The organism is Streptomyces sp. NPDC093598 (genome assembly GCF_044764825.1).
GTDB lineage: Bacteria > Actinomycetota > Actinomycetes > Streptomycetales > Streptomycetaceae > Streptomyces.
In genome coordinates this window covers 135,075-159,682 of record NZ_JBIWIV010000007.1, presented here as the reverse complement: position 1 = coordinate 159,682, position 24,608 = coordinate 135,075, and the positions used below count along the sequence as shown (strand labels likewise).

At 73.8% G+C, this 24,608-nt stretch carries 23 protein-coding genes; 12 read left to right on the top strand and 11 right to left on the bottom strand.

Going from position 1 to position 24,608, the window contains the following annotated elements:
* Nucleotides 1-78: 78 nt before the first annotated feature.
* The 5 genes from ACIRDU_RS22295 to ACIRDU_RS22275 all read left to right on the top strand — a co-directional run bounded on the left by ACIRDU_RS22295 (nucleotide 79) and on the right by ACIRDU_RS22275 (nucleotide 4,705).
* Nucleotides 79-1,044 carry an NADPH:quinone oxidoreductase family protein gene (locus ACIRDU_RS22295; RefSeq protein ID WP_403581968.1) on the top strand — a complete coding sequence of 322 codons (966 nt, stop codon included), beginning with the start codon at nucleotides 79-81 and terminating at the stop codon, nucleotides 1,042-1,044.
* Nucleotides 1,041-2,222, top strand: a complete 1,182-nt coding sequence (locus ACIRDU_RS22290; protein ID WP_403581967.1) for an acyl-CoA dehydrogenase family protein — start codon at nucleotides 1,041-1,043, stop codon at nucleotides 2,220-2,222. The genes ACIRDU_RS22295 and ACIRDU_RS22290 overlap by 4 nt, the downstream gene beginning before the upstream one ends.
* Nucleotides 2,219-3,301: an acyl-CoA dehydrogenase family protein gene (locus ACIRDU_RS22285; RefSeq protein WP_403581965.1), complete on the top strand. Its 1,083-nt coding sequence runs from the start codon at nucleotides 2,219-2,221 to the stop codon at nucleotides 3,299-3,301. Before ACIRDU_RS22290 ends, ACIRDU_RS22285 begins: the two co-directional genes overlap by 4 nt.
* Before the next feature lie 225 nt (nucleotides 3,302-3,526).
* Complete coding sequence (locus ACIRDU_RS22280) at nucleotides 3,527-4,390, top strand: phosphatidylinositol-specific phospholipase C/glycerophosphodiester phosphodiesterase family protein (protein WP_403581963.1); 864 nt, start codon at nucleotides 3,527-3,529, stop codon at nucleotides 4,388-4,390.
* Nucleotides 4,391-4,510: 120 nt separating this feature from the next.
* Complete coding sequence (locus ACIRDU_RS22275) at nucleotides 4,511-4,705, top strand: hypothetical protein (RefSeq protein WP_185013539.1); 195 nt, start codon at nucleotides 4,511-4,513, stop codon at nucleotides 4,703-4,705.
* Nucleotides 4,706-4,707: 2 nt separating this feature from the next.
* Here ACIRDU_RS22275 and ACIRDU_RS22270 read toward each other — a convergent pair whose 3' ends face one another.
* From ACIRDU_RS22270 to xylB, 5 genes are all read right to left on the bottom strand, one after another.
* Nucleotides 4,708-5,943: a phosphodiester glycosidase family protein gene (locus tag ACIRDU_RS22270; RefSeq protein WP_403581961.1), complete on the bottom strand. Its 1,236-nt coding sequence runs from the start codon at nucleotides 5,941-5,943 to the stop codon at nucleotides 4,708-4,710.
* A 126-nt stretch (nucleotides 5,944-6,069) separates the two neighbouring features.
* Nucleotides 6,070-7,242, bottom strand: coding sequence for a bifunctional class I SAM-dependent methyltransferase/NUDIX hydrolase (locus ACIRDU_RS22265; RefSeq protein ID WP_403581959.1), 1,173 nt, complete (start codon nucleotides 7,240-7,242; stop codon nucleotides 6,070-6,072).
* Nucleotides 7,243-7,245: 3 nt separating this feature from the next.
* Nucleotides 7,246-7,641, bottom strand: a complete 396-nt coding sequence (locus ACIRDU_RS22260) for a luciferase family protein (protein ID WP_403581957.1) — start codon at nucleotides 7,639-7,641, stop codon at nucleotides 7,246-7,248.
* Between the two features lie 177 nt (nucleotides 7,642-7,818).
* Entirely contained in the window at nucleotides 7,819-9,027 is a 1,209-nt protein-coding gene (locus ACIRDU_RS22255; RefSeq protein WP_403581955.1) for an ROK family protein, read from the bottom strand.
* 15 nt (nucleotides 9,028-9,042) lie between these two features.
* Nucleotides 9,043-10,488 carry a xylulokinase gene (xylB, locus tag ACIRDU_RS22250; RefSeq protein WP_403581953.1) on the bottom strand — a complete coding sequence of 482 codons (1,446 nt, stop codon included), beginning with the start codon at nucleotides 10,486-10,488 and terminating at the stop codon, nucleotides 9,043-9,045.
* Between the two features lie 130 nt (nucleotides 10,489-10,618).
* Here xylB and xylA point away from each other — a divergent pair, with 130 nt between their 5' ends.
* Both xylA and ACIRDU_RS22240 read left to right on the top strand, forming a co-directional pair.
* Nucleotides 10,619-11,785 (top strand): xylose isomerase, encoded by a 1,167-nt coding sequence (gene xylA / locus ACIRDU_RS22245; protein ID WP_403581951.1) that lies wholly within the window; start codon nucleotides 10,619-10,621, stop codon nucleotides 11,783-11,785.
* Nucleotides 11,786-11,935: 150 nt separating this feature from the next.
* Nucleotides 11,936-12,277 carry a hypothetical protein gene (locus ACIRDU_RS22240; protein WP_403581950.1) on the top strand — a complete coding sequence of 114 codons (342 nt, stop codon included), beginning with the start codon at nucleotides 11,936-11,938 and terminating at the stop codon, nucleotides 12,275-12,277.
* Here the strand turns inward: ACIRDU_RS22240 and ACIRDU_RS22235 are convergent.
* From ACIRDU_RS22235 to ACIRDU_RS22225, 3 genes are read right to left on the bottom strand one after another with little or no spacing between them, the layout of a single operon-like run.
* Nucleotides 12,274-12,855, bottom strand: a complete 582-nt coding sequence (locus tag ACIRDU_RS22235) for a GNAT family N-acetyltransferase (RefSeq protein ID WP_403582221.1) — start codon at nucleotides 12,853-12,855, stop codon at nucleotides 12,274-12,276. The two genes, ACIRDU_RS22240 and ACIRDU_RS22235, sit on opposite strands and share 4 nt — an antisense overlap.
* Before the next feature lie 2 nt (nucleotides 12,856-12,857).
* The gene (locus tag ACIRDU_RS22230; RefSeq protein WP_403581948.1) at nucleotides 12,858-14,168 is read right to left on the bottom strand and encodes an SWF or SNF family helicase; all 1,311 of its coding nucleotides are present in this window, start codon (nucleotides 14,166-14,168) and stop codon (nucleotides 12,858-12,860) included.
* Entirely contained in the window at nucleotides 14,165-17,128 is a 2,964-nt protein-coding gene (locus ACIRDU_RS22225) for a DEAD/DEAH box helicase (protein ID WP_403581946.1), read from the bottom strand. The genes ACIRDU_RS22230 and ACIRDU_RS22225 overlap by 4 nt, the downstream gene beginning before the upstream one ends.
* A gap of 127 nt (nucleotides 17,129-17,255) precedes the next feature.
* Here ACIRDU_RS22225 and ACIRDU_RS22220 point away from each other — a divergent pair, with 127 nt between their 5' ends.
* Nucleotides 17,256-17,438, top strand: coding sequence for a hypothetical protein (locus ACIRDU_RS22220; protein WP_403581944.1), 183 nt, complete (start codon nucleotides 17,256-17,258; stop codon nucleotides 17,436-17,438).
* Between the two features lie 53 nt (nucleotides 17,439-17,491).
* Here the strand turns inward: ACIRDU_RS22220 and ACIRDU_RS22215 are convergent, their stop codons facing one another.
* Nucleotides 17,492-18,352: a hypothetical protein gene (locus ACIRDU_RS22215; protein ID WP_403581942.1), complete on the bottom strand. Its 861-nt coding sequence runs from the start codon at nucleotides 18,350-18,352 to the stop codon at nucleotides 17,492-17,494.
* 135 nt (nucleotides 18,353-18,487) lie between these two features.
* A complete protein-coding gene (locus tag ACIRDU_RS22210; RefSeq protein WP_403581940.1) occupies nucleotides 18,488-18,784 on the bottom strand; it encodes a hypothetical protein in 297 nt (98 codons plus the stop codon).
* Between the two features lie 100 nt (nucleotides 18,785-18,884).
* On the opposite strand from ACIRDU_RS22210, the gene ACIRDU_RS22205 reads away from it, so the two are divergent.
* Nucleotides 18,885-19,784 (top strand): oxygenase MpaB family protein, encoded by a 900-nt coding sequence (locus ACIRDU_RS22205; protein WP_403582219.1) that lies wholly within the window; start codon nucleotides 18,885-18,887, stop codon nucleotides 19,782-19,784.
* A 9-nt stretch (nucleotides 19,785-19,793) separates the two neighbouring features.
* On the opposite strand, the gene ACIRDU_RS22200 is transcribed toward ACIRDU_RS22205, so the two are convergent.
* Nucleotides 19,794-20,393, bottom strand: coding sequence for a class I SAM-dependent methyltransferase (locus tag ACIRDU_RS22200; protein ID WP_403581938.1), 600 nt, complete (start codon nucleotides 20,391-20,393; stop codon nucleotides 19,794-19,796).
* Between the two features lie 171 nt (nucleotides 20,394-20,564).
* Between ACIRDU_RS22200 and ACIRDU_RS22195 the strand changes: the two genes are divergently transcribed.
* The 3 genes from ACIRDU_RS22195 (at nucleotide 20,565) to ACIRDU_RS22185 (ending at nucleotide 24,608) form a co-directional block, all read left to right on the top strand.
* Nucleotides 20,565-21,338, top strand: a complete 774-nt coding sequence (locus ACIRDU_RS22195; RefSeq protein ID WP_403581937.1) for an MHYT domain-containing protein — start codon at nucleotides 20,565-20,567, stop codon at nucleotides 21,336-21,338.
* A 235-nt stretch (nucleotides 21,339-21,573) separates the two neighbouring features.
* Nucleotides 21,574-24,174: a nitrate- and nitrite sensing domain-containing protein gene (locus ACIRDU_RS22190; RefSeq protein WP_403581935.1), complete on the top strand. Its 2,601-nt coding sequence runs from the start codon at nucleotides 21,574-21,576 to the stop codon at nucleotides 24,172-24,174.
* On the top strand, nucleotides 24,171-24,608 hold the full coding sequence (locus tag ACIRDU_RS22185; RefSeq protein ID WP_403581933.1) for a roadblock/LC7 domain-containing protein: 438 nt from the start codon (nucleotides 24,171-24,173) through the stop codon (nucleotides 24,606-24,608). The genes ACIRDU_RS22190 and ACIRDU_RS22185 overlap by 4 nt, the downstream gene beginning before the upstream one ends.

Sequence of the window (24,608 nt, the reverse complement as noted above, 5' to 3'; positions counted from 1 at the left end):
GTTCCCTGATGGGCAAGCGACCGCTTAGTATGCGAACCGACCCCGGTCAGACGAAGCAGTCCCCCGTGGAGGCCCCGCATGCAGGCATGGCAAGTGCACGAGAACGGCGAGCCGGGCGAGGTGATGCGGCTCGAGGACGTGGAGCCGCCCACGCCCGGCGACGGCCAGGTCCTGCTGAAGGTACGGGCGGCCAGCATCAACTTCCCGGACGCCCTGCTGTGCCGCGGCCAGTACCAGGTCAGGCCGCCGCTGCCGTTCACCCCGGGCGTGGAGATCTGCGGCGAGACCGAGGACGGCCGCCGCGTCATCGCCAACCCGGCGCTGCCCCACGGCGGCTTCGCCGAGTACGCCGTCGTGGACGCCGCCGCCCTGCTGCCCGCGCCGGACGCCCTCGACGACGCCGAGGCCGCCGCCCTGCACATCGGCTACCAGACCGGCTGGTTCGGTCTGCACCGCCGGGCCGGTCTGGAGGCCGGCGAGACCCTGCTCGTCCACGCTGCCGCAGGAGGGGTCGGCAGCGCGGCCGTGCAGCTCGGGAAGGCCGCCGGCGCCACCGTCATCGGTGTCGTCGGCGGCTCCGGGAAGGCGGCCGTCGCCCGCGAGCTGGGCTGCGACGTCGTGATCGACCGGCGTTCCGAGGACGTCGTCGCCGCCGTCAAGGAGGCCACCGGCGGCCGGGGCGCCGACGTGATCTACGACCCGGTCGGCGGCGAGGCCTACACCCAGTCCGCCAAGGCCGTCGCCTTCGAGGGGCGGATCGTCGTCGTCGGCTTCGCCAGCGGCACGATCCCCAGCCCGGGCCTGAACCACGCCCTGGTGAAGAACTACTCGATCCTCGGCCTGCACTGGGGCCTGTACAACACCAAGAACCCCGAGCTGGTCCAGCACTGCCACGAGCAGCTCACCGAGCTGGCCGCCCGGGGTGCGATCAAGCCGCTGGTCAGCGAGCGCGTGCCGCTCGGCTCGGCGGCCGCCGCCGTGCAGAAGGTGGCGGACGGTCTGACCACCGGCCGGGTCGCGGTCGTCATGGAGGAGACAGCATGACCGACACCGAGGAACTGCGCCGCCGCACCCGCGAGTTGCTGGCCGCCCACCCGCCGGCCTCCACCGACCGGCTGGACTTCCTCCGGGCCCGCTTCGACGCCGGACTGGCCTGGGTGCACTACCCGGAGGGCCTCGGTGGCCTCGGTGCGCCCCGCTCCCTCCAAGCCGCCGTGGACGCCGAGTTGGAGGCCGCCGGGGCGCCCGACAACGACCCGCGGCGCATCGGCATCGGCCTCGGCATGGCCGCGCCGACGATCCTGCAGTTCGGCACCGAGGAGCAGAAGCGGCGCTTCCTGAGGCCGCTGTGGACCGGTGAGGAGGTGTGGTGCCAGCTCTTCAGCGAGCCCGGTGCCGGATCCGACCTCGCCGCGCTGGGCACCAGGGCCGTGCGCGAGGGCGAGGACTGGGTCGTCAACGGGCAGAAGGTCTGGACGTCCAGCGCCCACGTGGCCCGCTGGGCGATCCTCATCGCCCGCACCGACCCGGACGTGCCCAAGCACCGGGGCATCACGTACTTCGTCTGCGACATGAGCGACCCGGGCGTCGAGGTGCGGCCGCTGCGGCAGATCACCGGCGAGGCCGAGTTCAACGAGGTGTTCCTCACCGACGTCCGCATCCCCGACGGGCGGCGCCTCGGCGCGGTCGGCGACGGCTGGAAGGTCGCCCAGACCACGCTGAACAACGAGCGCGTGGCCATCGGCGGTATGCGACTGCCCCGCGAGGGCGGCATGATCGGCCCGATCTCCAAGACCTGGCGCGAGCGGCCCGAGCTGCGCACGCACGATCTGCACCAGCGGCTGCTGAAGCTCTGGGTGGAGTCCGAGGTCTCCCGCCTCACCGCGGAGCGGCTCCGCCAGCAGCTCGTCGTGGGCCAGCCCGGCCCGGAAGGCGCCGGCATGAAGCTGGCCTTCGCGCGCCTCAACCAGGAGATCAGCGGCCTGGAGGTGGAACTCCTCGGTGAGGAGGGCCTGCTGTACGACGACTGGACCATGCGGCGCCCGGAGCTGGTCGACTTCACCGGCCGCGACGCCGGCTACCGCTACCTGCGCTCCAAGGGCAACAGCATCGAGGGCGGGACCAGCGAGGTCCTGCTGAACATCGTCGCCGAGCGCGTTCTGGGCCTGCCCGCCGAGCCGCGCACCGACAAGGACGTCGCCTGGAAGGACCTGGCCCGGTGAAGAACGAGCGCGACCTGTTGTACTCGGAAGAGGAAGAGGCGCTGCGCGCCGCCGTCCGCGACCTGCTCACCGACCACTGCGACGCGCCCGGCGTCATCGCCCGCACCGAGTCGGACGCCCCGCACCACCGGGCCCTGTGGAAGGCCCTGACCGACGGCATGGGCCTCGCCGGCCTGCTGGTGCCCGAGGAACTCGACGGCCAGGGCGCCACGCACCGCGAAGCCGCCGTGGTGCTGGAGGAGCTCGGACGCGCGGTCGCGCCCGTGCCGTATCTGACGAGCGCGGTCGTCGCCACCGAGGCTCTGCTGGCCTGCGGCACCGACGACCTGCTCCGCGACCTCGCGACCGGGACGAGGATCGGCGCGCTCGCGGTCGCCCTCCACGTCGCACCGGGCGCCGCCTACAAGACCGTCCGGCACGACGACGGCGCCCTGCACGGGGAACTGACCGGCATCGCCGACGCGGCCGTGGCGGACGTCCTGCTCGTGCCCGCCGACGACGGTGGTCTGTACGCGGTCGACGCCTCGGCCGCGACCCTCACGCCCCGGACCTCCCTGGACCTGACCCGGCCGCTGGCCACCGTCACCCTCGACGGAGCGCCGGGCCGGCTGCTGGGCGACGCCGAGCCCGCAGTGCGCCGTGCCCTGCGCGCCGGGGCCGGGCTGCTCGCCTCCGAGCAGTTCGGGCTGGCCGAGTGGACGCTGACGGAGACCGTGCGCTACCTCAAGGAACGCACACAGTTCAACCGGCCCGTCGGCGGCTTCCAGTCGCTCAAGCACCGGCTGGCCCAGCTGTGGCTGGAGGTCGTCAACGCCCGCGCGGCCGCCCGCAACGCGGCCGACGCCCTGGCCACCGGCGAGGACGTCGACGTGGCCGTCACCGTCGCCCAGGCCTACGCGGCACCCGTGGCCGTGCACGCCGCCGAGGAGGCTCTGCAACTGCACGCCGGCATCGGCATGACGTGGGAGCACCCGGTGCACCTGTACCTCAAGCGGGCGAAGGCCGACTCGATCGCCTACGGCACCGCGGGCGCCCACCGGGAGGCCCTGGCCGGACTGGTCGACCTCCAAGCCCCCTGACGTACGACGACGTACATCCGGCCGACGCCGGGGAACGCACCCGGAAAGGCCCGGGCAAGCCCGGAAAGCCCGCCCCACCAGGGGCGGGCCTTTTCGTGCGCCCCGGTCCGGCGAAGTGAACGCGTGGCGGCAGTCCGGCCAACTCCGTGCGCAGGCCTGCTCCTTGAGCCGACCGGGACCCCATACTCGCAGGGTTCCCGTACGGCACCTCCAGGGAGGCAGAGCATGGCCCTCACAACCCGTCGCAGTGCCCTCACCACCCTCGGCGCGGTCCTCGCGGGCTCGATCGCCCTCCCCGCCGCCCCCGCACCGGCCGGCGAACGCACGCACCGGCCCCGCCCGTTGTGGCGCGCCCACGCCCACAACGACTACGAGCACCCGCGACCCCTGTTCGACGCCCTCGACCACCGCTTCGGCAGCGTCGAGGCCGACATCCACCTCGTCGGCGACCGGCTCCTCGTCGCACACGACCCCGAGGACCTCGACCCCTCCCGCACCCTCGAGTCCCTCTACCTCGACCCGCTCGCCGCCCGCGTCCGGGCCAACCACGGCTCGGTGTACCGGGGGTACCGCGGCTCGCTGCACCTGCTCATCGACATCAAGACCGAGGGCTCGTCGACGTACCTCGAACTCGACCGCCACCTCCGGCGCCACCGGCACCTGTTCACCACGTACGCCCACGGCCGCGTCCACCGCGGCCCGGTCACCGCCGTGATCTCCGGCGACCGCGCGGCCCGCGCGCCCATGGAGGCCCAGACCGTCCGGCGCGCCTTCTACGACGGCCGCCTCGCCGACCTCGGCGGCCGGGCGCCGGCCTCCTTCATCCCGCTGATCAGCGACAACTGGACACTCAACTTCACCTGGCAGGGCGTGGGCCCGTTCCCGGACGGCGAGCGGGAGAAGCTGCGGGACATCACGAGGACCGCCCACCAGCGCGGGCAGAAGGTGCGGTTCTGGGCGACCCCGGACCTGGCGGGACCCGCCCGCGACGCGCTGTGGGGCGAACTGCTCGCCGCCGGCGTCGACCACCTCAACACCGACGACCTCGCCGGGCTGGAGGCGTTCCTCGACGCCCGGCGGGCCCTCTAGGGCAGCAGGAGAACCACACGTTCGGCGGACAGGTCAGCCGCCCGGACGAACCCTTCGCTACGCCACACTTGCGGCCGAACGCCGTGAACCGGACATGGCGGCGTGGCGGAGGAGTTGACGATGGCCATTTCCATCTCTGTGGTGCTGCTGCTCGTGATCCTGGCGGTGATCTTCCTGCGCAACGGCGGGCTGAAGGTCTCCCACGCGCTGGTCTGCCTGCTGCTCGGCTTCTACCTGGCCAGCACCAGCATCGCTCCCACCATCCACAGTGGCCTCACGGCGACGGCGGACATCGTCAGTGGTCTGCGTCCCTGAGGTCACCCCGAGAACACGCCGATGCCGTTCGGGACGGGGCGTTCGGAGCCGCCGCTGGGGTGGTTGCGCACGGAGACCTGGCTCGCGCCCGGCTTCCGTGCGACCAGGGTCGACGACCCGCCGCCGTCCAGGCTGAAGGCGTCCTGCGAACCCAGCTTCCGCATGGTGTCGGCGACTTCGGCGATCGTCAGACCGCTGCGGTAGGCGGCGGCGCCGTCCAGTGCGAGCAGCAGCACACGCCGCCCGCCGTCGGAGATCCCCACCGCCGTACGGACGGCCGACGTCGTGTCGTCGAGCCCCGGCAGCGGCTGCCCGCCCGTGAGCACCGGGTAGCCGCCGAGGGCGAGCCGGTACGGGAGGCCGTCCGTGGCCGCCACGAGGCTGTGCTCGACCTCGACCGATTCACCGGTGGAGAACTTCCGCAGCTGCTGGGCGCCCGCCTCCCGGCCCACCAGCACGGTGGTCCCCTCCGCGATGGGTCCGCTGCCGGGGGTGTCGGCGGCCGAGACGACCCTGCCGTCGCGGACCGTCACCTCGTGGGTGTCCGTGCTGCACGGAGCGGCGCGGTCCGTGTCCGTGCCGCACGTCGCGCGGACCCGGGAGACGCTGCCCCATTCGGAGGTGAACGCGCCGACGGAACCCACCGGCAGCGCGTACTGGTTGAGTCCCCCGAGAGGCAGCCGCGCCTCGGCCGTACGGACCGAACCGGCGAGCGCCAGCCGGTCCAGCCGGGCCCGCCCGTCGCTGTCCACGCCGAACACGTCCTGGGTGCTGGTGCCGGGCGGCAGCTCCGGCCCGAAACGCTGACCGTCCGGCACGGCACCCTTGAGCGTCCGCCCGGCGGCGATCGCCGGACCCACACTCGCGCCGGTCGCCTCCACGCCCGGGTGCTGCGTCTCGGTGATGTTGAAGAAGTCGCCGTTGACACCGGCGACCGCCCCTTGGGTGTGCGCCATCGCCGAGACCCGCGCGCGCGAGGCCACCGCCCCCGGGTACAGCAGATCGACGCGGACCCGCGGGTTGTCCAGGTCGACCTTCAGCACATGTGCGTGCGTCACCCCCTTGGCCGCTTCGATGTCGAACTCCTCGTACGTCACGCCCGGCGCGACCCGTCCGCCCTTCTGGACGGCGCCGGCCGGCGCCGCCCCCACCAGGGCCGCACCGGTCAGCGCGCCGAACGCCGTGAGAAACGCCAGTACCGATCTGCCTGCTCTCCTACGCCTGTGACGACCTGTCACCGTGCCCCCTGATGCCTCGTCAATGGTCCGGACCCTCGGAGGCAGTGCACCAGACCGCGGGGCCCGGCAGGGTGGCTGAGCGCCGACCACGCGGGAACGGCTGAAAAACGCACCCCTCTGGGTGCTTCAGCGGTCGCCCGTTCCGGTGTCGTACGGCGTGAAGTGCGCGGGCGCGTGGTCGATCGGCAGACCGGGCCGCCACGCGGTGAGGGCCTGCGCGCTGCACACGAACAGCTGCTCCGGCAGCCGGTCCAGGCCGAACCAGCGCCAGCGGCCCACGCTCTCCCCGGGCTGGTCCGACGGCTCACCCCGCCAGGCGATGACCCGGGCGGCCACGGTCATGCGGACCACACCGCCCGCGTCGTCCAGGAGCGTCCCGAGCAGCCGGACGTCCTCGGGCCGGGCCGCGAGCCCCGTCTCCTCGCCGAGCTCGCGCACGACCGTCTCCTGCAGCGACTCCCCGGGCTCCACCGTCCCGCCGGGCAGCTCCCACGTCCCACGCCGGTGCCGGCCCAGAAGCAGCCCGCGCGGCCCGTACAGGAGGGCGCCCACCCCGAGCGCGGCGTGCGCCGGCGGCGGCTTGTCGACGCGCGGCCGGGAGGAGACCCGGACGGGACGTGTCACCCGGAAGAGCCGGTAGGAGGCCTTGTTGTCGCCCTGCGGCGTGTCGAGGACGTCGACCCCCTCCACGCGCAGCCCGTACTCGGTGAGCAGCGCCGTCCAGAGCTCCGGTGTGAGCACCCACATGTGGACGGTGACCTCGCCACCGCCCGCCAACCGCAGAACCTCCGGCCGGGCCACGACCCGGTCCGACGGTCCGTCACCACGACTGTTGGTGTGCAGCACCGTGAAACAGAGCCTGCCGCCCGGCCTCAGCGCCCTGGCGAGGGCGGGCAGCAGCCGGTGCGGATCGATGTACGGGACGGCGTTGACGGAGTAGACGACGTCGTACGGCTCCGCACCGCGCAGATGCTCCACCGCATCGCCCAGGACCAGCCGCAGCCCGGGCAGCGAGCCGTAGCGGGCGACGGCCCTCTGGTACTGCCCGGCCGAGGCGTCGACCGCGTCCACCAGCGCGCCGTGGGCCCGGACCAGATGGGCGGCGTGCCGGGCCGGACCGCACCCGAGGTCCAGCACCCGGCGGCCCGTCAGCTCCCCGAGCACCTCGCTCCCCGGGCCGCCGCCCTCGAACCCCCAGTCGATCCGTGCTGCTTCGGGCAGCACCGTGCCCCGTCGCAGATGATGTGCTCCGTACGCGTCCCAGGCCTCGGCGTTGACCGCCTCCGGTGCGTCCGCCAAGGCTCAGCCGCCCGCGACGGCGTCACGCGGCAGCACCGTGACCCGGTGGAAGTTGCACCCGGCGAGCCGGGGCACGTCGTCGGCGGGCGGGTTCTGGTGGGCCTTCAGCGCGATGCTCACCAGGCTCAGCAACAGGTCGATGTCCGCCTCGCAGTCGAGGTGGACCGTCACCCAGCACGATCCGGGCAGCAGGTGGATCGCGCTCGAACCGGCGAGGTCGTAGTGGAAGCGCTGGATGGCCCGGTGGGTGAGGTGGAGGTCCACGTCCCGCGAGGAGTGGAAGTGGACGATCTCGTCACGGACGGAACGGAGCGCCCTTCCGGTGCCGCAACTCGCCGGGCCCACCATCAGGTCGGGCCAGGCCTGCAGGCGCTCCAGGGCGCGCTGGGCCAGAGTCATGCCCCCATCGTCGCCTGCTTACCGGTCCGCAACCAGAGGTTGAGCGATTTGTAACCGGGACGTGAGGTGGATCGCGGCGCACCGACCAGGTTTCCGGGCGGACTTGACGAGCCGGAGGCAGCGCTTGTGGATTCACAGGGGCAGCGACCCGGCGGCGACCGTGCGCGACTGTCCCACTCAAGCCTGCCGGGCGACGGCCGCCGGGTCGTCCAGCACCGCCCGCACCACCGAGTGGGCGGCCCCCAGCAGCGGCCCCTGCGGGCCCAGCACGGACACGGACACGGGGCAGACCGGACCCGCCGTACGACGTGCCAGCTCCTCCCGCAGCGAGGGCAGTAGCCAGGGCGCAAGGCCGGACAGTTCCCCGCCCAGCACCACGCTCTGCGGGTCGAGCAGGTTGACCGCCCCGGTCAGGGCCACACCGAGCGCCGTACCCGCGTCGCGCAGGGCACGGCGCACGTTCTCGTCGCCCTCCGCGGCGCGCCCCGCGAGCAGCCCGACCCGGTCCCCGCCGGGTTCCAGACCGGCCGCACGCAGTACGGCCTCCTCACCGGCGTACTGCTCCAGGCAGCCCCGCCCGCCGCAGGCGCACTGCGGCCCGTCCGGCTGGACCGGCACGTGCCCCAACTCGCCCGCGAAACCGCGTGTTCCGCGCAGCAGCCCGCCGTCCACCACGACCGCCGCACCGATACCGATCTCCGCCGAGACGTGCAGGAAGTCGCGGGGCGTGCCGTCACCCAGCCAGAGTTCGGCGAGGGCACCGAAGTTGGCCTCGTTGTCCACGGTCAGCGGGAGGTCCTCCGGCAGCAGCTCACCGAGGTCCGTGTCGTGCCAGCCGAGGTTCGGGGCGCGCACGACGGTCCGGGCGTCGCGCGCCACCAGGCCGGGCACGGCCACGGCGAGTCCGGCCGGCCACAGCCCCTCGCCCTCCGCCTCGGCGACGACCTGCCGGATCAGCTCGGTGAGTTCGGCGAGCACGGGCTGTGGGGAGCGGCCACGGTTCGCTCCCTGCCGTATCGCCCGCGACCGGGTCGTGCCGCGCAGGTCGACGGCACAGACCGCGAGATGGTCGACGCCGACCTCCGCGCCGATGCCGGCCGGGCCGCGTCCGCTGACGGCGAGCGCGGACCCCGGGCGGCCCACCCGGCCGGGCCGCTCGGGTCCCAGTTCCTCGAGGAGTCCCGTACGGATGAGCTCGTCGACGAGGGTCGAGACCGCCGCCCGGGTCAGGCCGATCCGCGAGGCGACGGCGGCCCGGGACAGCGGCCCCTCGGCCCGGACGGCGTGCAGGACGCGGGCGAGGTTGCGGCGGCGCATGCCCTGCTGGGTGTCGGGCAGTGCGCGTCCCGGCCCGGCGTGACGGGCCTCGTGCAGCGGTGCGGTCATGCCTGACGTCAGTCCTCAGTGGGTGTCCGTGGGCCGCTCCAGCAGCGGAGCCGCGTCGGAGAGTACCCCGGCGATCCTGGCCAGCGTCTCCTGGTCCCGTTCGACGGCGTCGAGCACCGGCCCGGCCGCCGTGTCCCAGCGGCGCGCGACCGCCGCGGGGTCCTCCCCGGTCAGCAGCCCGGCCGCCTGCGCGGCGGCGCCGAGCGCGACGAGTTCCTTGGCCTCGGGCACCTGCACGGGACGTCCCGACAACCGCCGCACGGTCTGCTGCCAGGCGGTGCCCCGGGCGCCGCCGCCGATCAGCAGCAGGGGCTCCGCGGGGTCCGCGTCCTCGTCGAGGACCAGGTCGAGCGCCCCGAGCAGGGAGTGCACGGCACCGTCGTAGGCGGCCTGGAGCAGCTGGCCGGCGGTCGTGTCGTGACGCAGGCCGTGCAGCAGGCCGGAGGCGTTCGGCAGGTTGGGGGTGCGTTCGCCGTCCAGGTAGGGCAGCAGTGTCACGGCCGTGCCGGGTTCCACGGCCTCGCGGTCCAGACCCAGCAGCGCCGCGACGCGGTCGACGGCGAGCGTGCAGTTCAGGGTGCAGGCCAGCGGCAGCCAGTCGCCGCGGGCGTCGGCGAAACCCGCCACCGTGCCGCTCGGGTCGGCGGGCCGGCGCTGCGAAACGGCGTACACCGTGCCGGAGGTGCCGAGGCTCATCACCGGCACGCCCGGCCGTACCCCGAGGCCCAGCGCGGCGGCGGCGTTGTCGCCCGTGCCGGGCGCGACCAGGGTGCCCCTGGAGAACGGCAGGTCATGGCCGTCGCGCACCGTGCCCGCCACCTCGCCGGGCCGGACCACCCGGGGCAGCAGGGCCGGGTCGAGCCCTACGTGCGCCAGGATCTCCTCGTCGTACGCCTCCGTCCCGGACGCCCACCAGCCCGTCCCGGAGACGTCGCCGCGGTCGGTCGTGGCCTGTCCGGTGAGCCGCTCGGTGAGGTAGTCGTGGGGGAGCCGCACGGCCTTCGTGGCGCGCACCGCCTCCGGCTCGTGCTCGGCAAGCCAGGCCCACTTGGTGACCGTGAACGAGGCCGCGGGCACGCTTCCGGTGCGGTCGGCCCAGAACTTCGCGCCGCCCATCTCCTCCGTCAGCCGGCGGGCCTGCGGCGCCGAGCGCACGTCGTTCCACAGCAGGGCGGGCCGCACCGGCTCACCCCGGCCGTCCAGGGTGACCAGGCCGTGCTGCTGCCCGCCGACCGACACCGCGGCGGCCTCGTGCGCCGCGTCACCGCACTGGCGCAGGGCCTCGCACAGGGCGTCCCACCACTGGCGCGGGTCGGTCTCCCGTCCGGCCCCCGAGGAGACCGTGTGCGGCGCCTGGCCGCTCGCGACCACCCGTCCGGTGGACGCGTCGACGACCAGCGCCTTGGTGGACTGGGTGGACGAATCCACACCGACGACGAGCGGACCCTCGGCTGCTGACATCGGTCTTCTCCCTACTGCGCGCGGCACGTGTCTCCGTTCGGAGGCACCTTGTCTCTTCCCAGAGAGGTGCTCGCATACTAATTTGTAAATCGGCATGACGAAATAGCCTCAGCGAGCAAGGAGCCGCGGCATGAGCTACCAGCCCACCCCCGAGGACAGGTTCACGTTCGGCCTGTGGACCGTCGGCTGGCAGGGACGGGACCCCTTCGGCGACGCCACGCGGCGCGCCCTCGACCCGGTCGAGACGGTGCAGCGCCTGGCCGATCTGGGCGCCCACGGTGTGACCTTCCACGACGACGACCTGATCCCGTTCGGCTCGAGCGACACCGAGCGCGAGGCGCACATCAAGCGCTTCCGGCAGGCGCTGGACGCCACGGGCATGAAGGTCCCGATGGCCACCACCAACCTCTTCACGCACCCGGTCTTCAAGGACGGCGCTTTCACCGCCAACGACCGCGACGTGCGCCGCTACGCCCTGCGCAAGACCATCCGCAACATCGACCTCGCCGTCGAGCTGGGCGCCCAGGTGTACGTGGCCTGGGGCGGCCGCGAGGGTGCCGAGTCGGGCGCCGCCAAGGACGTCCGCGCGGCCCTGGACCGGATGAAGGAGGCCTTCGACCTGCTCGGCGAGTACGTCACCTCCCAGGGGTACGACCTGCGCTTCGCGATCGAGCCCAAGCCGAACGAGCCGCGCGGCGACATCCTGCTGCCGACCGTCGGCCACGCCCTGGCGTTCATCGAGCGCCTGGAGCGCCCGGAGCTGTACGGCGTGAACCCCGAGGTCGGTCACGAGCAGATGGCCGGGCTCAACTTCCCGCACGGCATCGCGCAGGCGCTGTGGGCGGGCAAGCTGTTCCACATCGACCTCAACGGTCAGTCCGGCATCAAGTACGACCAGGACCTGCGCTTCGGCGCCGGCGACCTGCGTGCCGCGTTCTGGCTGGTCGACCTGCTGGAGTCGGCGGGCTACACCGGTCCGCGCCACTTCGACTTCAAGCCGCCGCGGACCGAGGACCTCGACGGCGTGTGGGCGTCGGCGGCCGGCTGCATGCGCAACTACCTCATCCTCAAGGAGCGCGCCGCCGCCTTCCGCGCCGACCCGGAGGTCCAGCAGGCCCTGCACGCGGCCCGGCTGGACGAGCTGGCCCAGCCCACCGCCGCGGACGGCCTTCAGTCGCTGCTCGCCGACCCGTCGGCGTTCGAGGCGTTCGACGTGGAGGCGGCCGCCGCGCGCGGCATGGCCTTCGAGCACCTGGACCAGCTGGCGATGGATCATCTGCTGGGGGCACGCGGCTGAGTCCACGCGCGCGTGCGGGCCCGTCGGCCGGTCACTCCGGCCGGTCGACGGGTCCGTCATGCTCCGGAATCATGCGGTCCACGCCATGAGTCCGTATCAGCTTCCGCACGCCCCTCCCGGCTCGGGCGGGACGCGGCGACTGTGGTCGATATGGCCCTGCCGCCCGTACCGCCCCACCCGCCCGGACCTCCCCGGCGCCGCAGTCCGCTGCTCGTCCTGCTCGCCGTGCTCGTGGCCGTCGCAGCCGTGTCTCTCGTGGTGCTGATGGCCTCGGGGCGGGACGACCCGCCGGACGGGGAGCCGGGGGGTGAGAGTTCGAGCCGTACTCCCGCTCCCTCTTTCGGCCTCCCCACCGAGCTGCCGAGCGAGCTGCCCACCGGGCTGCCGACCGAGCTGCCGACCCGACTGCCGTCGGGCTTCCCGACTCGGCTTCCGAGCGAATTTCCGAGCGGCCTCGAATCGCTCCTGCCGTCCCTGGCTCCGGCGAGCTAGCGCGCTGACGCCTGCGCCCCGAAGCCGGAGCCCTCGCCGGCAGGCCGGCCCGGGGCGATGAACACCACCATGTCCGTCTCCTCACCCGCCACGGGCTCGGGCTCCCGCCATCCGGCACGGCGGTAGAAGGCGAGTGCGTCCGGCGCACCGTTCCAGGTCATCAACCAGGCCCGGCCGCCGGGTGCGCCGGAGCTGAGAGCGGAGAGCAGCCGCTGCCCCAGACCCGTACCGCGAGCCCGGTGGCGTACGCCCAGTTCGTCGATCTCGAAGCAGCCCACGAGGAGCTCGTTCACCCGGTCGGCACCGAGCCGCCGGGTCACCTTCCCGTAGGCGCGGTCGGTGCGGAAGGGCGCTTGGGTGATCCAGCCCGTGGCGAAGCCGTCCACCCCGCCGTCCTCCGACAGCGCCAGCACCGCCCGGAAACCCGGACGGCGCACGTCCGTCTCCAGCCGCTCACGGAACTCACCCCGCGTCTCCTCCGCGTCCCGCGGCTCCCAGGGCGGTGCCGTGAAGACCTCGGCGTACGCCTCGGTGAGCTCGTCGGCGACGGTGAGGACGTCCGGGCCGTACCGCTGCATCCTCACAGCGAGTTCCCCTCTCCGGGAGCGAGTTCCGCCGAAGCCGGGGCTGTCACCGAAGCCGGGGCTGTCACCGAAGCCGGGGCTGTCACCGAGGCCAGAGCCGTCGCCGGATCCTGCGCGGCGCCTCCCGCGGGCAGCCAGCGGCCGCGTTCCTTGCGGTAGGGCCACCACCGGCCGTCCCGGCCGAGGCGCAGCTGGAGCGGTGCCCCGACGACCGTCCACCGGTTGCCCCGCGCCCGCAGCACCGGCCGTTCGTCCGCGTCCCAGGCCGACTCCAGGGCGGCACGCGCGCGTGCGAGCGTTTCGCCCTCCACGCGCCACTCGTCGTCGAGGACGGACAGCGCGTCCGTCCCGCCGTGGCGCCAGGCGCGGACCGCCGCTGCCAGTCCCTCCCGGCCGCGTCCCGATCCGTCGGCGAGCCGGTCCGTCATCTCCCGGCCGGGGCCGCCCGCGGCCAGCCGCGCCGCGTCCTGCGTCAGCGTCAGTTCCGCGTCGACGGCGCCCCGGAGCGCCCCCGTGAGCAGACGGTGGGCCTGTACGGCGGTTCGCGCGGCCAGGAACTCCAGCGCGTCCGGGTCGATGCCGGGAGCGGGCGGCGTCTCGGTGTCCAGGGACGGCGGCACCCCCGGCTCGTCGGGCAGTCCGGGCAGGGCCGGCAGCGGAGGCAGGATGTGACCGCTCGCGTACGCCTCCGCCGCGTCCACACCCGAGGGCCCCGAGGGCTCCGGAGCGGACGTACCGCTGCGCGTCTGGAGATCGTCCAGCACCGTGGCCTCGGCGCGTCCGCGCATCAGCAGCAGCACGAACGGGTCCTGGTCCAGCAGCCGTGCCACCTGGTAGCAGAGCGCCGCCGTGTGCCCGCAGTGGTCCCAGGCCCCGCAGTCGCACTCCGGCTCCAGATCCCCCAGGCCCGGCAGCAGTTCCACGCCCGCGTCCGCCGCGTCCTCGACCAGGTGCGGCGGCATCTCCCGGTCCAGCAGCGCCGCCACGTGGCCGGACCGCTCCGCCGCCATGTCCAGGAAGCGGTCCCACTGTCCGGGCGAGAGCTCCTCCAGCAGGACGTCGGCCCGGTGCGCCGTACGGTCACGGTCCTGGACGACGGCCGTGAGCCGCCCCGGGCGCACCGACACCGCGCCGACCGCACCCGCGCGGGCGAGCCGACGGCCCGTCTTGAGCTGCGCCGAGTCCAGCGCCGTGCCCTCCAGCGCCGTCAGCCAGGCCTGGCCCCACCAGGTCCACGCGAAGCCCCGCCCGTGCGCGGGGGGCAGTGCGGCGAAGGTGCGCTCCGTGTCGCCATCGTGCCGAGTCATCGCAGGCCCCCTCGCAGTTCGACCAGATCCGTCAGTTCCGCGTCCGTCAGTTCCGTGAGCGCCGCCTCGCCGGCGCTCAGGACCGAGTCGGCCAGCTCCCGCTTGCGCATCAGCAGTTCCGCGATGCGGTCCTCGATGGTTCCCTCCGCGATGATCCGGTGCACCTGCACGGGCCGGGTCTGGCCGATGCGGTACGCGCGGTCGGTGGCCTGCGCCTCGACGGCCGGGTTCCACCAGCGGTCGTAGTGCACGACGTGCTCGGCTCGGGTGAGGTTCAGTCCGGTGCCCGCCGCCTTCAACGACAGCAGGAACACCGGCACTTCGCCGTCCTGGAAGCGCCGCACCATGGCCTCGCGCTGCGCGACGGGCGTCCCGCCGTGCAGGAACTGCGAGGGCGTGCCCCGGGCGGCCAGATGCCGCTCCAGGAGACGGGCCATCTGCACGTACTGCGTGAACACCAGCACGCCCGCCCCTTCGGTGAGAATCGTGTCGAGCAGTTCGTCCAGCAACTCCAGCTTCCCCGACCGTCCGGTGATCACCGGACGCTCCTCCTTGAGGTACTGCGCCGGGTGGTTGCAGATCTGCTTGAGGCCGGTCAGCAGCTTCACGATCAGGCCCCGGCGGGCCATGCTGCCGGCGCCGGAGATCTCCGCGAGCGCCTCGCGCACCACGGCTTCGTAGAGACCCGCCTGCTCCTGGGTGAGCGACACGGCGTGATCGGTCTCCGTCTTCGGCGGCAGCTCGGGCGCGATCCCCGGGTCCGACTTGCGGCGGCGCAGCAGGAACGGCCTCACGAGCCGGGCCAGACGGTCGGCCGCGGCCGGGTCCTGACCGCCCTCGACGGCCTCCGCGTATCGCCTGCGGAAGGTGCCGAGCCGGCCCAGCAGCCCCGGAGTCGTCCAGTCGAGGATCGCCCACAGCTCCGACAGGTTGTTCTCCACCGGGGTGCCGGTGAGCGCCACGCGCGCGCGTGCCCCGATGGAACGCAGCTCCCGCGCGGTCGAGGAGTACGGGTTCTTCACGTGCTGGGCCTCGTCCGCCACGAGCATGCCCCACGGCACCTCGGCGAGCCGGGGCGCGTCCAGGCGCATCGTGCCGTACGTGGTGAGCACGAACTCCCCGTCGGCCAGGCCGTCCAGGCCCCGCCGCGCGCCGTGGAAGCGCCGCACCGGTGTGCCGGGTGCGAACCGCTCGATCTCCCGCTGCCAGTTGCCCATCAGGGACGTCGGGCAGACCACCAGGGTGGGCCCGGCGGAACCCGGCTCGGTCTGCCGGTGCAGGTGGAGGGCGATCAGCGTGATCGTCTTGCCGAGCCCCATGTCGTCGGCGAGACAGCAGCCCAGACCCAGCGACGTCATACCGGAGAGCCAGTTCAGACCCCGCCGCTGGTAGTCCCGCAAAGTGGCCGCGAGGGCGGCCGGCTGTTCCACGGGCTGTTGCGCCTCGGGGTCCGCGAGTCTCTCCCGCAGGGCCGCCAGCCACCCGGTCGGCCGCACCTCGACCCGGTGGCCCTCCACCTCCGCCCAGCCCGTCAGGGCCGCGCCCAGGGCGTCCACCGGTGTCACCTTCCGGTCCTGCCGGGCGCGGGCCAGGCGCACCTCGTGAGGGTCGATCAGGACCCACTGGTCGCGCAGCCGCACCACGGGGCGCTTGGCCTCGGCGAGACGGTCCAGTTCCTCGCGGTCCAGCCGCCGGTCGCCCAGGGCGAACGACCAGGTGAAGGAGAGCAGCGCGTCGGCGGACAGGAACGACGGCATGGCCGCGAAGCCCCTGCCGGACTCCGGCTCGCCGTCGGGAGGGCCCACCTCCGCCCGTGTGGTGAACTCGCGGGCCAGTCCCTTCGGCCAGTGCACGTCGACCCCGGCCGCGCCCAGTGCCCGGGCGCCCGCGCCGAGAAGTTCGGCGACCTCCTCGTCGGCGAGTTCGGCCGCGTCCGGCACGGTGGCCGACAGCAGGGGGGTGAGCGGGGCCCAGGCCCGGGCCGCACGGCGCAGGGCGAGCAGCGCGTCCATCCGCGCGCGCGGGCCGAAGGCGTCGCCCCCCGCGCCGGCCCAGACGTCCGCGGCGTCCGCGACGAGCGCGGGGTCGCTCACGCTGTGCACCTGCAGCACGGCCCGGAACGTCACGTCCGCGTCGTCGGCCACCTCGTCCATCAGGCCGTCGGCCTCGATCCGCAACGACAGCCGCACGCCCGCGTCGTGGCCCGCGGCGACATCGGTGGCCCAGGCGCGCTGCTCGGGCAGCCGCACCGGCTCCGGCGCGGCGTAGGCGGGGCCGCCCGTCACCAGCTGGGCGGCGGGGGAGCGGGGCAGGGTGTCGGCGACCGCGTCGAGGAAGGCGCGCAGGAGCTGCTCCGGCTCGGGCAGCCGCAGCGGCCCGGCGCCCTCCTGGGGCACGGCGTGCGCCTCGGGCGGCATCGCGGCGGCGAGGCGGCGTACGGCCTCGATGTCCTGGGCGCGCAGCGGGCCCGTGCGCCAGGCGTCGTGGTCGCCCGGGGACAGCCCCGGCAGCAGCAGCCCGCGCGCGACGAGGTGCAGGGCGTGCAGGGCCGCGGCGCCCCAGAAGACGGTGGACCGGTGCCCCTGCCCGTCGGCACGCGCACGCGTGAGGACCGGCAGGGCCGTGCGCACGGGCACCACAACGGCGGGCACGCTCGCTTTCGCGACGCCACTGCCGTGGGGCATCACGACGGTCAGGTCGCCGACGGGCGTGGACGCCGCGGTCGGAGGGGCGGCGCCGTCGGGCCGCCAGAAGGCGACCCGGCCCGTGCGAGCGGGGTCGCCGGGCAGGAACACGGAGCGGCACAGGGCGAGTTCGCAGAGGTCGGAGGAGGATGCCGGGGGAGTCGGATGCTCGGCTATGGCGGATTCCTCAAATTTGACTAGTGGGGGTCGGAGCCGCCGAGAGTACAGCACTACCGGTGCGCATGGGTATGGCTGAGCTGTGAGCTGAGTCACCATGGAGGTCTTAAGGGGTGCGTCGGGGTGGCACCTCAGGGATGTCTCAGGGTCGCGGTCCGGAACCGCCGTGAGCGCGGGTCCGTTTTCGAGACAGAGAGCGGCAGTGGCCGCGAAGGAGGCGACAGTCATGTCGAACAACGCCAAGATCGCCGCAGGCGGTGTGGCGGTCGGGCTCATCCTGCTGATCTGGCTGCCCTGGTGGGCAGCGCTCCTGATCATCCTGGGAGTCCCGGCCGCCGCGTACCTCGCGCTGGACCCATCGCAGCGGCGCAGGCTGCGCCGCACCACCCGTAAGGAGCTCGGCCGCTGAGGCGCTGACCCGGTGCGGCCCGGCCGGCACGTCGGCGGCCCGGCCGAACCGGCTCAGTTCGGCCGCACGGCCATCTTGTCGAGCGCCTCGAGGAGACCCGGCAGCTCCGGCCCCCGGCCCACCGGCAGGACCTCGCCGGGCTCCTCGTCGAGCAGCACGAAGGCGATGTCGTCGGTCCTGGCGACCAGCGACCAGCCCGGACCGTCGGCCCGCAGGGTCCGGGCGTCGCCCGGCGCGAAGGACGACCGGACCCGGCCCAGCGGCGGCGGCGAGTCGATGTAGGTGCGGGCCTCCGCGAGGACGCGCCGGATGCCGCTGTGGCCACCCTGCGGTCCGTTCTCCCCGCCTCCGTCCGGGCCGTCGGCCGCCCCGCTCCCGTCACCCGGTGCACCCGCGGGCCCCGGCGTCGGGAACTCCGCGTCGTCGACCTGCTCCCGCCACACCGCCCACTGGAGCGCGATCTCGTCCGCGCCGAGGCGCCGCTGGGCCGGGCCCCAGACGGTGGCGTCCGGAGGAGTCAGCGGGGGCCGGTCGTCGGCCTCCGGGCCCGGATCGTGCGGCGCGGGCACCCCGGGGGCCGCGACGGCGACCGCGAGGGGCCAGCCGGGCAGGGCCGCGACGACCGTCCGCTCGTCGGGCGACAGCTCGTACTCCATGCCGCAGTCCCAGGACGCGATCGCGACGGCCACCAGGGAGACGTCGTCGATGGCCACCGTCCACCGGGCGCCCTCGCCGTCCTGCCCGAGCACCAGACCGTACCCGTCGGCGAGCGGTGCGAGACCGAGCGCCGCGCATGCTTCGGGGTAGTCGTCGCCCAGCACACTCGGGAACTTCGCCGGCGTCAGCAGCACCGCCGTGAGCACATAGAGCGCATCGTCCGCGGCGGCGACGGCTTCCTCGTCCGTCCCGGCCATCCCAGCCTCCCCATCGGTTCGTCCACCGGCGCGCACCCTAATGCGCCGGGAAGCCCCTTGTCACGGTCTCGCATGCGCACGCGGAGCTGCAGTTTTCCGGCGGACGGGGCGAATCGGCCGTCCGGGGCGCGCCCGTCATGCCGCCGGCAGTCCCAGCAACTCGCGGGCCACGGTCTCCGGCGACTCGCCGCGCTCCCGGGCGAGCGCGATCACGGCCCGGCAGGCCAGCTCGTTCACCCCGAACGACAGCGCCTCCGGCGACACCCAGCCGGCCGCCTCGTCGCCCCGCTCCTGGTCATCTTCCGCGCACGCCGTGACGTAGGTCGCCGCGGCCTCGAAAAGATTGTGCGGACGCTTGTCCCCACCGGCCTTCGGCTCCGTGCGCAAGACATCGGCGACCCTTCCCCCGGCTTTGCGGAACCTGCCCCACATACTGACCACCTTTCCCCCTGCGCGCCTGCCGTGCCTGGTCCTTCATCTCCCGGTCACCAACGTAGAGTTGGAAAACCTGTGGCAGAAGGGGGACGGCACGGTGAAGCGCTTCTCACGGCTCGAACAGATCCGGCGGATGGACCCGTACGAGGAGGCAACGGAGATCCAACGGCTCAGCGTGGCCTACGAGTTCCCCTGGGACGTCACACGCGCCCTGGAACTGGCCCTCTTCCGCACGTACGCCGTCCCGAGCATCGGCCGGCTGCTCGCGCGGACCGCTGAGCTCACGGACCGGACGCAGAAGCGCTACGACGACACCTCGCTGCTCCTGGACGCCATCGTCGAGCACGGGTTCGCCAGTGACCAGGGCAGGACCGCGATCCGCCGCATCAATCAGATGCACCGCAGCTACGACATCAGCGACGACGACATGCGCTACGTGCTGAGCACATTCGTCGTGATGCCCAAACGGTGGATCGACGCCTACGGCTGGCGCAGGATGTCGCGCCACGAGATCGTCGCCAGTGTCGTCCACTACCGCACACTGGGCCGGCACATGGGCATCAAGTACATCCCCGAGACCTACGAGGAGTTCGAGAGCTGCCTCGACTCCTACGAGGCCGCCCACTTCGCCTGGGACGAGGACGCCCGGCGCGTCTCGGACGCCACGCTCGTCCTGATGGCCTCCTGGTACCCCGGCCCCCTCGCGCCCCTGCTGCGCACCACGACCCTCGCGCTGCTCGACGACTCGCTGCTGCGCGCCTTCCGCTACACCCCGCCGGGTGCCACCACGCGCGCGTGGGTGCGTCGCGCGGTCCGGCTCCGGGGCCGCGCCGTCCGCCTGCTGCCGCCCCGGCGCGCCCCGCACTTCGCCCGCCAGAACCGGGAGATCAAGGGCTACCCGTACGGCTACCGGATCGCCGACCTGGGCACACGCCCGGTCCCGGGCGTCCGGGGCTGCCCCGTGCGGCACGCGGCGCCGGACGCCGAGGCCGGGTGACGCGGCGGCTCAGTCGTCGCGCACGGCCAGCGCCAGGAAACGGGAGTCCTCGTCGACGTACGACGTCAGGCGCCACCCGGAGCCGGCCAGCAGCGGACGGAGGTTGGGCTCGGCGCGCAGGTCGTCCGGGGTGAGCGGGCGGCCGTGGCGCGCCGCGAGAGCCGCCCTGCCGATCGGGTGGAACAGCGCCAGCACCCCGCCGGGGCGCACCACGCGCGCCAGCTCCCGCAGGTTCTCGGACGGGCTCCCCAGGTGCGAGATGAGGCCGGCCCCGAACACGGCGTCCAGCGACCGCGAGCGCAAGGGCAGCGCGGCGACGTCCGTGAGCAGCAACTGCCCGTCGCGGTCCCGTCCGGCCCGTACGGCCTCCCGCAGCATGGCCGGCGTCAGGTCGGCCCCGAACACCACCCCCGAGGCCCCCACGGCGGCTCGCAGCGGCGGCAGGGCGCGTCCGGTGCCGCACCCCGCGTCGAGCACCCGGTCACCCGCCCGCAGGCCGAGCTCGGCCACCGCGGCCGCGTAGGCCGGGCCGTCGTCGGGGAACCGGCTGTCCCAGTCGGCGGCGCGGGCGGTGAAGAACTCCTGGACACGCGTCTGCTCGTCGCTCATGCACCGCATGATTCCTCACCGGGACGGATGATGCCTCCCCGCAGGGATGACGGCTCAGCGCACACGTTCGAGCGTGACCCGATCGTTCCGGTACATCCTTGCGTCATATTCCAACACCTTTCGAAATGCGCCCCCTTCACACGCCCCAGCCGGGTCTAGCGTCCCGGGGCCATGGGACACCTGGACCACGCAGCCCTGGGGTGGCTGACCCCCGCACTGTCGTACGTGATGGCCTGCATAGGCGCCGCGCTCGGACTGCGCTGCACCGTCCGCGCACTCGCCACCACCGGGCGCTCGCGCCGCAACTGGCTCGTCACCGCCGCCTCGGCGATCGGCACCGGCATCTGGACCATGCACTTCGTGGCCATGCTCGGGTTCGGCGTCACCGGCACCGACCTCCGCTACGACGTGCCGCTCACTCTGCTGAGCCTGCTCGTCGCCATGGTCGTCGTCTGCGCCGGCGTCTTCGCCGTCGGCTACAGCAAGGACCGGGGCCGGGCGCTGCTCGTCGGCGGGCTCACCACCGGCCTCGGCGTCGCGAGCATGCACTACCTGGGCATGGCGGCCGTCCGTCTGCACGGAGACGTGACCTACGACCCGCTGCTCGTCGGACTCTCCGTGCTGATCGCCGTCGTCGCCGCCACCGCGGCCCTGTGGGCGGCCCTCAACATCAAGTCGCCCGTGGCGGTCACCATCGCCTCCCTGATCATGGGCGCGGCCGTCAGCAGCATGCACTACACCGGGATGTTCGCGGTGGGCGTGCGTGTGACGCCCTCCGGGGAGGCCCTGCCCGGGGCCACGGCGATGCAGTTCATCTTCCCCCTCGCCGTCGGCCTCGGTTCCTACCTCTTCCTCACCTCGGCCTTCGTCGCGCTGTCGCCGACGGCGGGGGAGCGTGCGGCGTCCGCCTCGGCTCAGCGGCCGGTTCGGAGCGCGGCCCCCTAGCCGCGAAGGCAACCGCGGACCGCAGTAACGCAGACGGCGGTAACGCAGACCGCAGACGGCGGTAACGCAGACCGCAGACCGCGGCTGAGCGGCCCGGGCGGCGCCCCCACGGCGGGCACTGCCCGCCCGACGGCCCTGCCGGTGCGCTCCGAGTCCCACGGCGCGCTCGGACGACGGCCCGCCCCGGCCAGGACGCCGGCCCGCATGCCCCGACCCACTCCCGAGCGAGGAGTCCATGCGAACACCCCGTAGGAGTTCCACAGCCGGCGCCGAGGCGCCCTCCCCGCCCGTGCGCGGTCGCCGTGCGCATGCCGGACCACCGGCCGACGAGGGCCCCGAGACGCCCTCGGGCGCCGCAGCGGACGAGTCACCCGCGCGCGCGGAGCGCTGGCACATACGTCCCCGCACCGTTCGCGCCAAGATCGTCTGTCTGCTGATGGTGCCGGTGGTCTCCCTCCTGGCCCTGTGGGCCTACGCCACCGTCACCACCGCCCAGGACGTCTCACGGCTGCGGCAGGTCCAGCGCGTGGACGCCACCGTCCGCGCTCCCGTCTCCGCCGCCGTCGCCGCCCTCCAGGCCGAACGCGCGGCCGCCGTGCGCCACGCCACCGACCCGTCCGCCGTCCCCACCGACGAACTCGACGAGCTCGCCCGGCGCACCGACCGGGCCGTCGCGAAACTGCGGCTCGGCCAGAACAACACCGTGGCCGACAGCGGGGAACTGCCCGCCGGAGTCGCCCACCGGCTGGAGGCGTTCGTCACCGGTGCCGAGCAACTGAGGCCGCTGCGTTCCGCGGTGCAGAACCGGCGCGCCGGCTGGGCCGAGACGTACGACCGCTACACCCGGACCGTCTCGGCCGCCTTCGGCGTCGGCGGCGCCCTCACCGGGATCCAGGACGCCGACCTCGGTTCCGACGCGCGCGTGCTGCTCGAATTCGCCCGCGCGGGCGAGGCGCTGGCCCAGGAGGACGCGGTACTGGCGAGTGCCCGCCTGGACGGCACCCTGACCGGGGAGCGGCTCCGGCTCTTCACCGGCGCCGTCGACCTGCGCCGCACGCTCACCGAGTCCGCCGTCGCCGACCTGAGCGGCACCGAACGCTCCGCGTGGAACGCCCTCGCCGACAACAGCGCCTACACCGCCCTGGGGGACGCCGAGGACGGCGTCCTCGCCCGCGGGCCGGGCACGAAGGCGGTCGACGCGGTACCCGAGAACACCTGGAACACGGCCCACGCGCGCGTGCAGAACGGCATGCGCATCATCGAGGACGACGCGGCACGCGGTGTCGCGGGGCGGGCCGACCCCTTCACCCGAGGAGTGCTCACCCCGGCCGGCGCCGCCGTCCTGCTCGGCCTCGCCGCCGTCGCCGCCTCGCTCGTCATCTCCGTGCGCATCGGACGCGGCCTCGTGGTGGAACTGGTCAGCCTGCGCAACAGCGCCCTGGAGATCGCCCGGCGCAAACTCCCTGACGCGATGCGGAAACTGCGCGCGGGCGAGGAGATCGACATCCGTGCCGAGGCCCCGCCGGAGGCGCCCGCGGAGGACGAGACCGGGCAGGTCGCCGAGGCCCTCACCACCGTGCACCGCGCCGCGCTGCGGGCCGCGGTGGAACGCGCCGAACTCGCCAGCGGCATCTCCGGCGTCTTCGTCAACCTGGCCCGCCGCAGCCAGATCCTCGTCCACCGGCAGCTTGCCCTCCTCGACAGCATGGAACGCCGCTCCGACGACCCGAACGAGCTGAGCGATCTCTTCCGCCTCGACCACCTCACCACCCGCATGCGGCGCCACGCGGAGAGCCTGATCATCCTTTCCGGAGCCGCCCCCGGCAGGGCCTGGCGCATGCCCGTCTCCCTGACGAACGTGGTCCGCGCGGCCGTCTCCGAAGTGGAGGACTACGCGCGCGTGGAGGTACGGCAGCTCCCCGAGGCAGCCGTCGTCGGCGCGGCCGTCGCCGACCTCACCCACCTGCTGGCCGAGATCATCGAGAACGCAGCCCAGTTCTCGCCGCCCCACACGCGCGTGCGCGTCACCGGCGAACCCGTCGGCAACGGCTACGCCGTCGAGGTCGAGGACCGCGGTCTCGGCATGGGCAAGGAGACCCTCGCCGAAGCCAACCGCCGCATCGCGCAGTCCGAGGCACTCGACCTGTTCGACAGCGACCGGCTCGGCCTGTTCGTGGTCAGCAGGCTCGCCGCCCGGCACGACGTCAAGGTCCACCTGAGAACCTCGCCGTACGGCGGCACCACCGCGGTCGTCCTGCTGCCCACCGCCCTGCTCCACACAGGGGCGGCGGAACGATCCCCGGAAGCGGCGGAACCCGCGCGGCAACCCGATGAACGCGAACGCGCCTACGCGCGCGTGCCCGACGGCACCCTGCTCCAGGACGCCGTCCCCGCCCGGAGCGACCGGCGCGCCCTCGTGGCTCCGGTACCGGCCGCCGTGGAGAACGAGGCCTCGCGTCACGCGGACATCTCGCGTCACGCGGACATCTCGCGTCACGCGGAGAGCCCGCGTCACCTGGAGACCCCGAGCCAGACCCCACCCCCAGGAGTCGCCACCTTGCGACTGCACCGCCCACCGCAGCAGCCCGAAGACTCCGACACCCTCCCGCGCCGGGTACGCCAGGCCAGCCTCGCTCCGCAACTGCGCGACGGGCGCCCCGAGGAGCAACCGCCGACGCCCGCCCCCCGGGACGACGAACGCACCCCCGAACACGTACGGGACCGCATGGCCGCCTATCGCGACGGCTGGGCGCGCGGCGGCGGCAGGCGACCCGGCCGCGGCACCACTCCCGCCCCCGCGACGGGCAGCGACAGCAGTGAAGGAGACCCCGCATGATCCAGGACCCGAGCACCCGGTCCGCCCGGCGCTCCGGCGAACTCGACTGGCTGCTGGACGATCTGGTGCTCCGCGTGAGCGACATCCGGCACGCCGTGGTGCTGTCCAACGACGGCCTCGCCGTGGGTGCCTCGACCGGCCTGCGCCGCGAGGACGCCGAGCACCTCGCCGCGGTCGCCTCGGGCTTCCACAGCCTCGCCAAGGGTGCGGGACGGCACTTCGGCGCCGGCGGGGTCCGCCAGACCATGGTGGAGATGGACGAGGGCTTCCTGTTCGTGGCCGCCGCGGGTGACGGCTCCTGCCTCGCCCTCCTCACCGCCGTCACCGCCGACATCGGCCTCGTCGCCTACGAGATGGCGCGCCTGGTCAAACGCGTCGGCGAGCACCTCGGCACGGCCCCCCGCGTCGCCGCGCGGCCCCCCGCCGCCGGATGA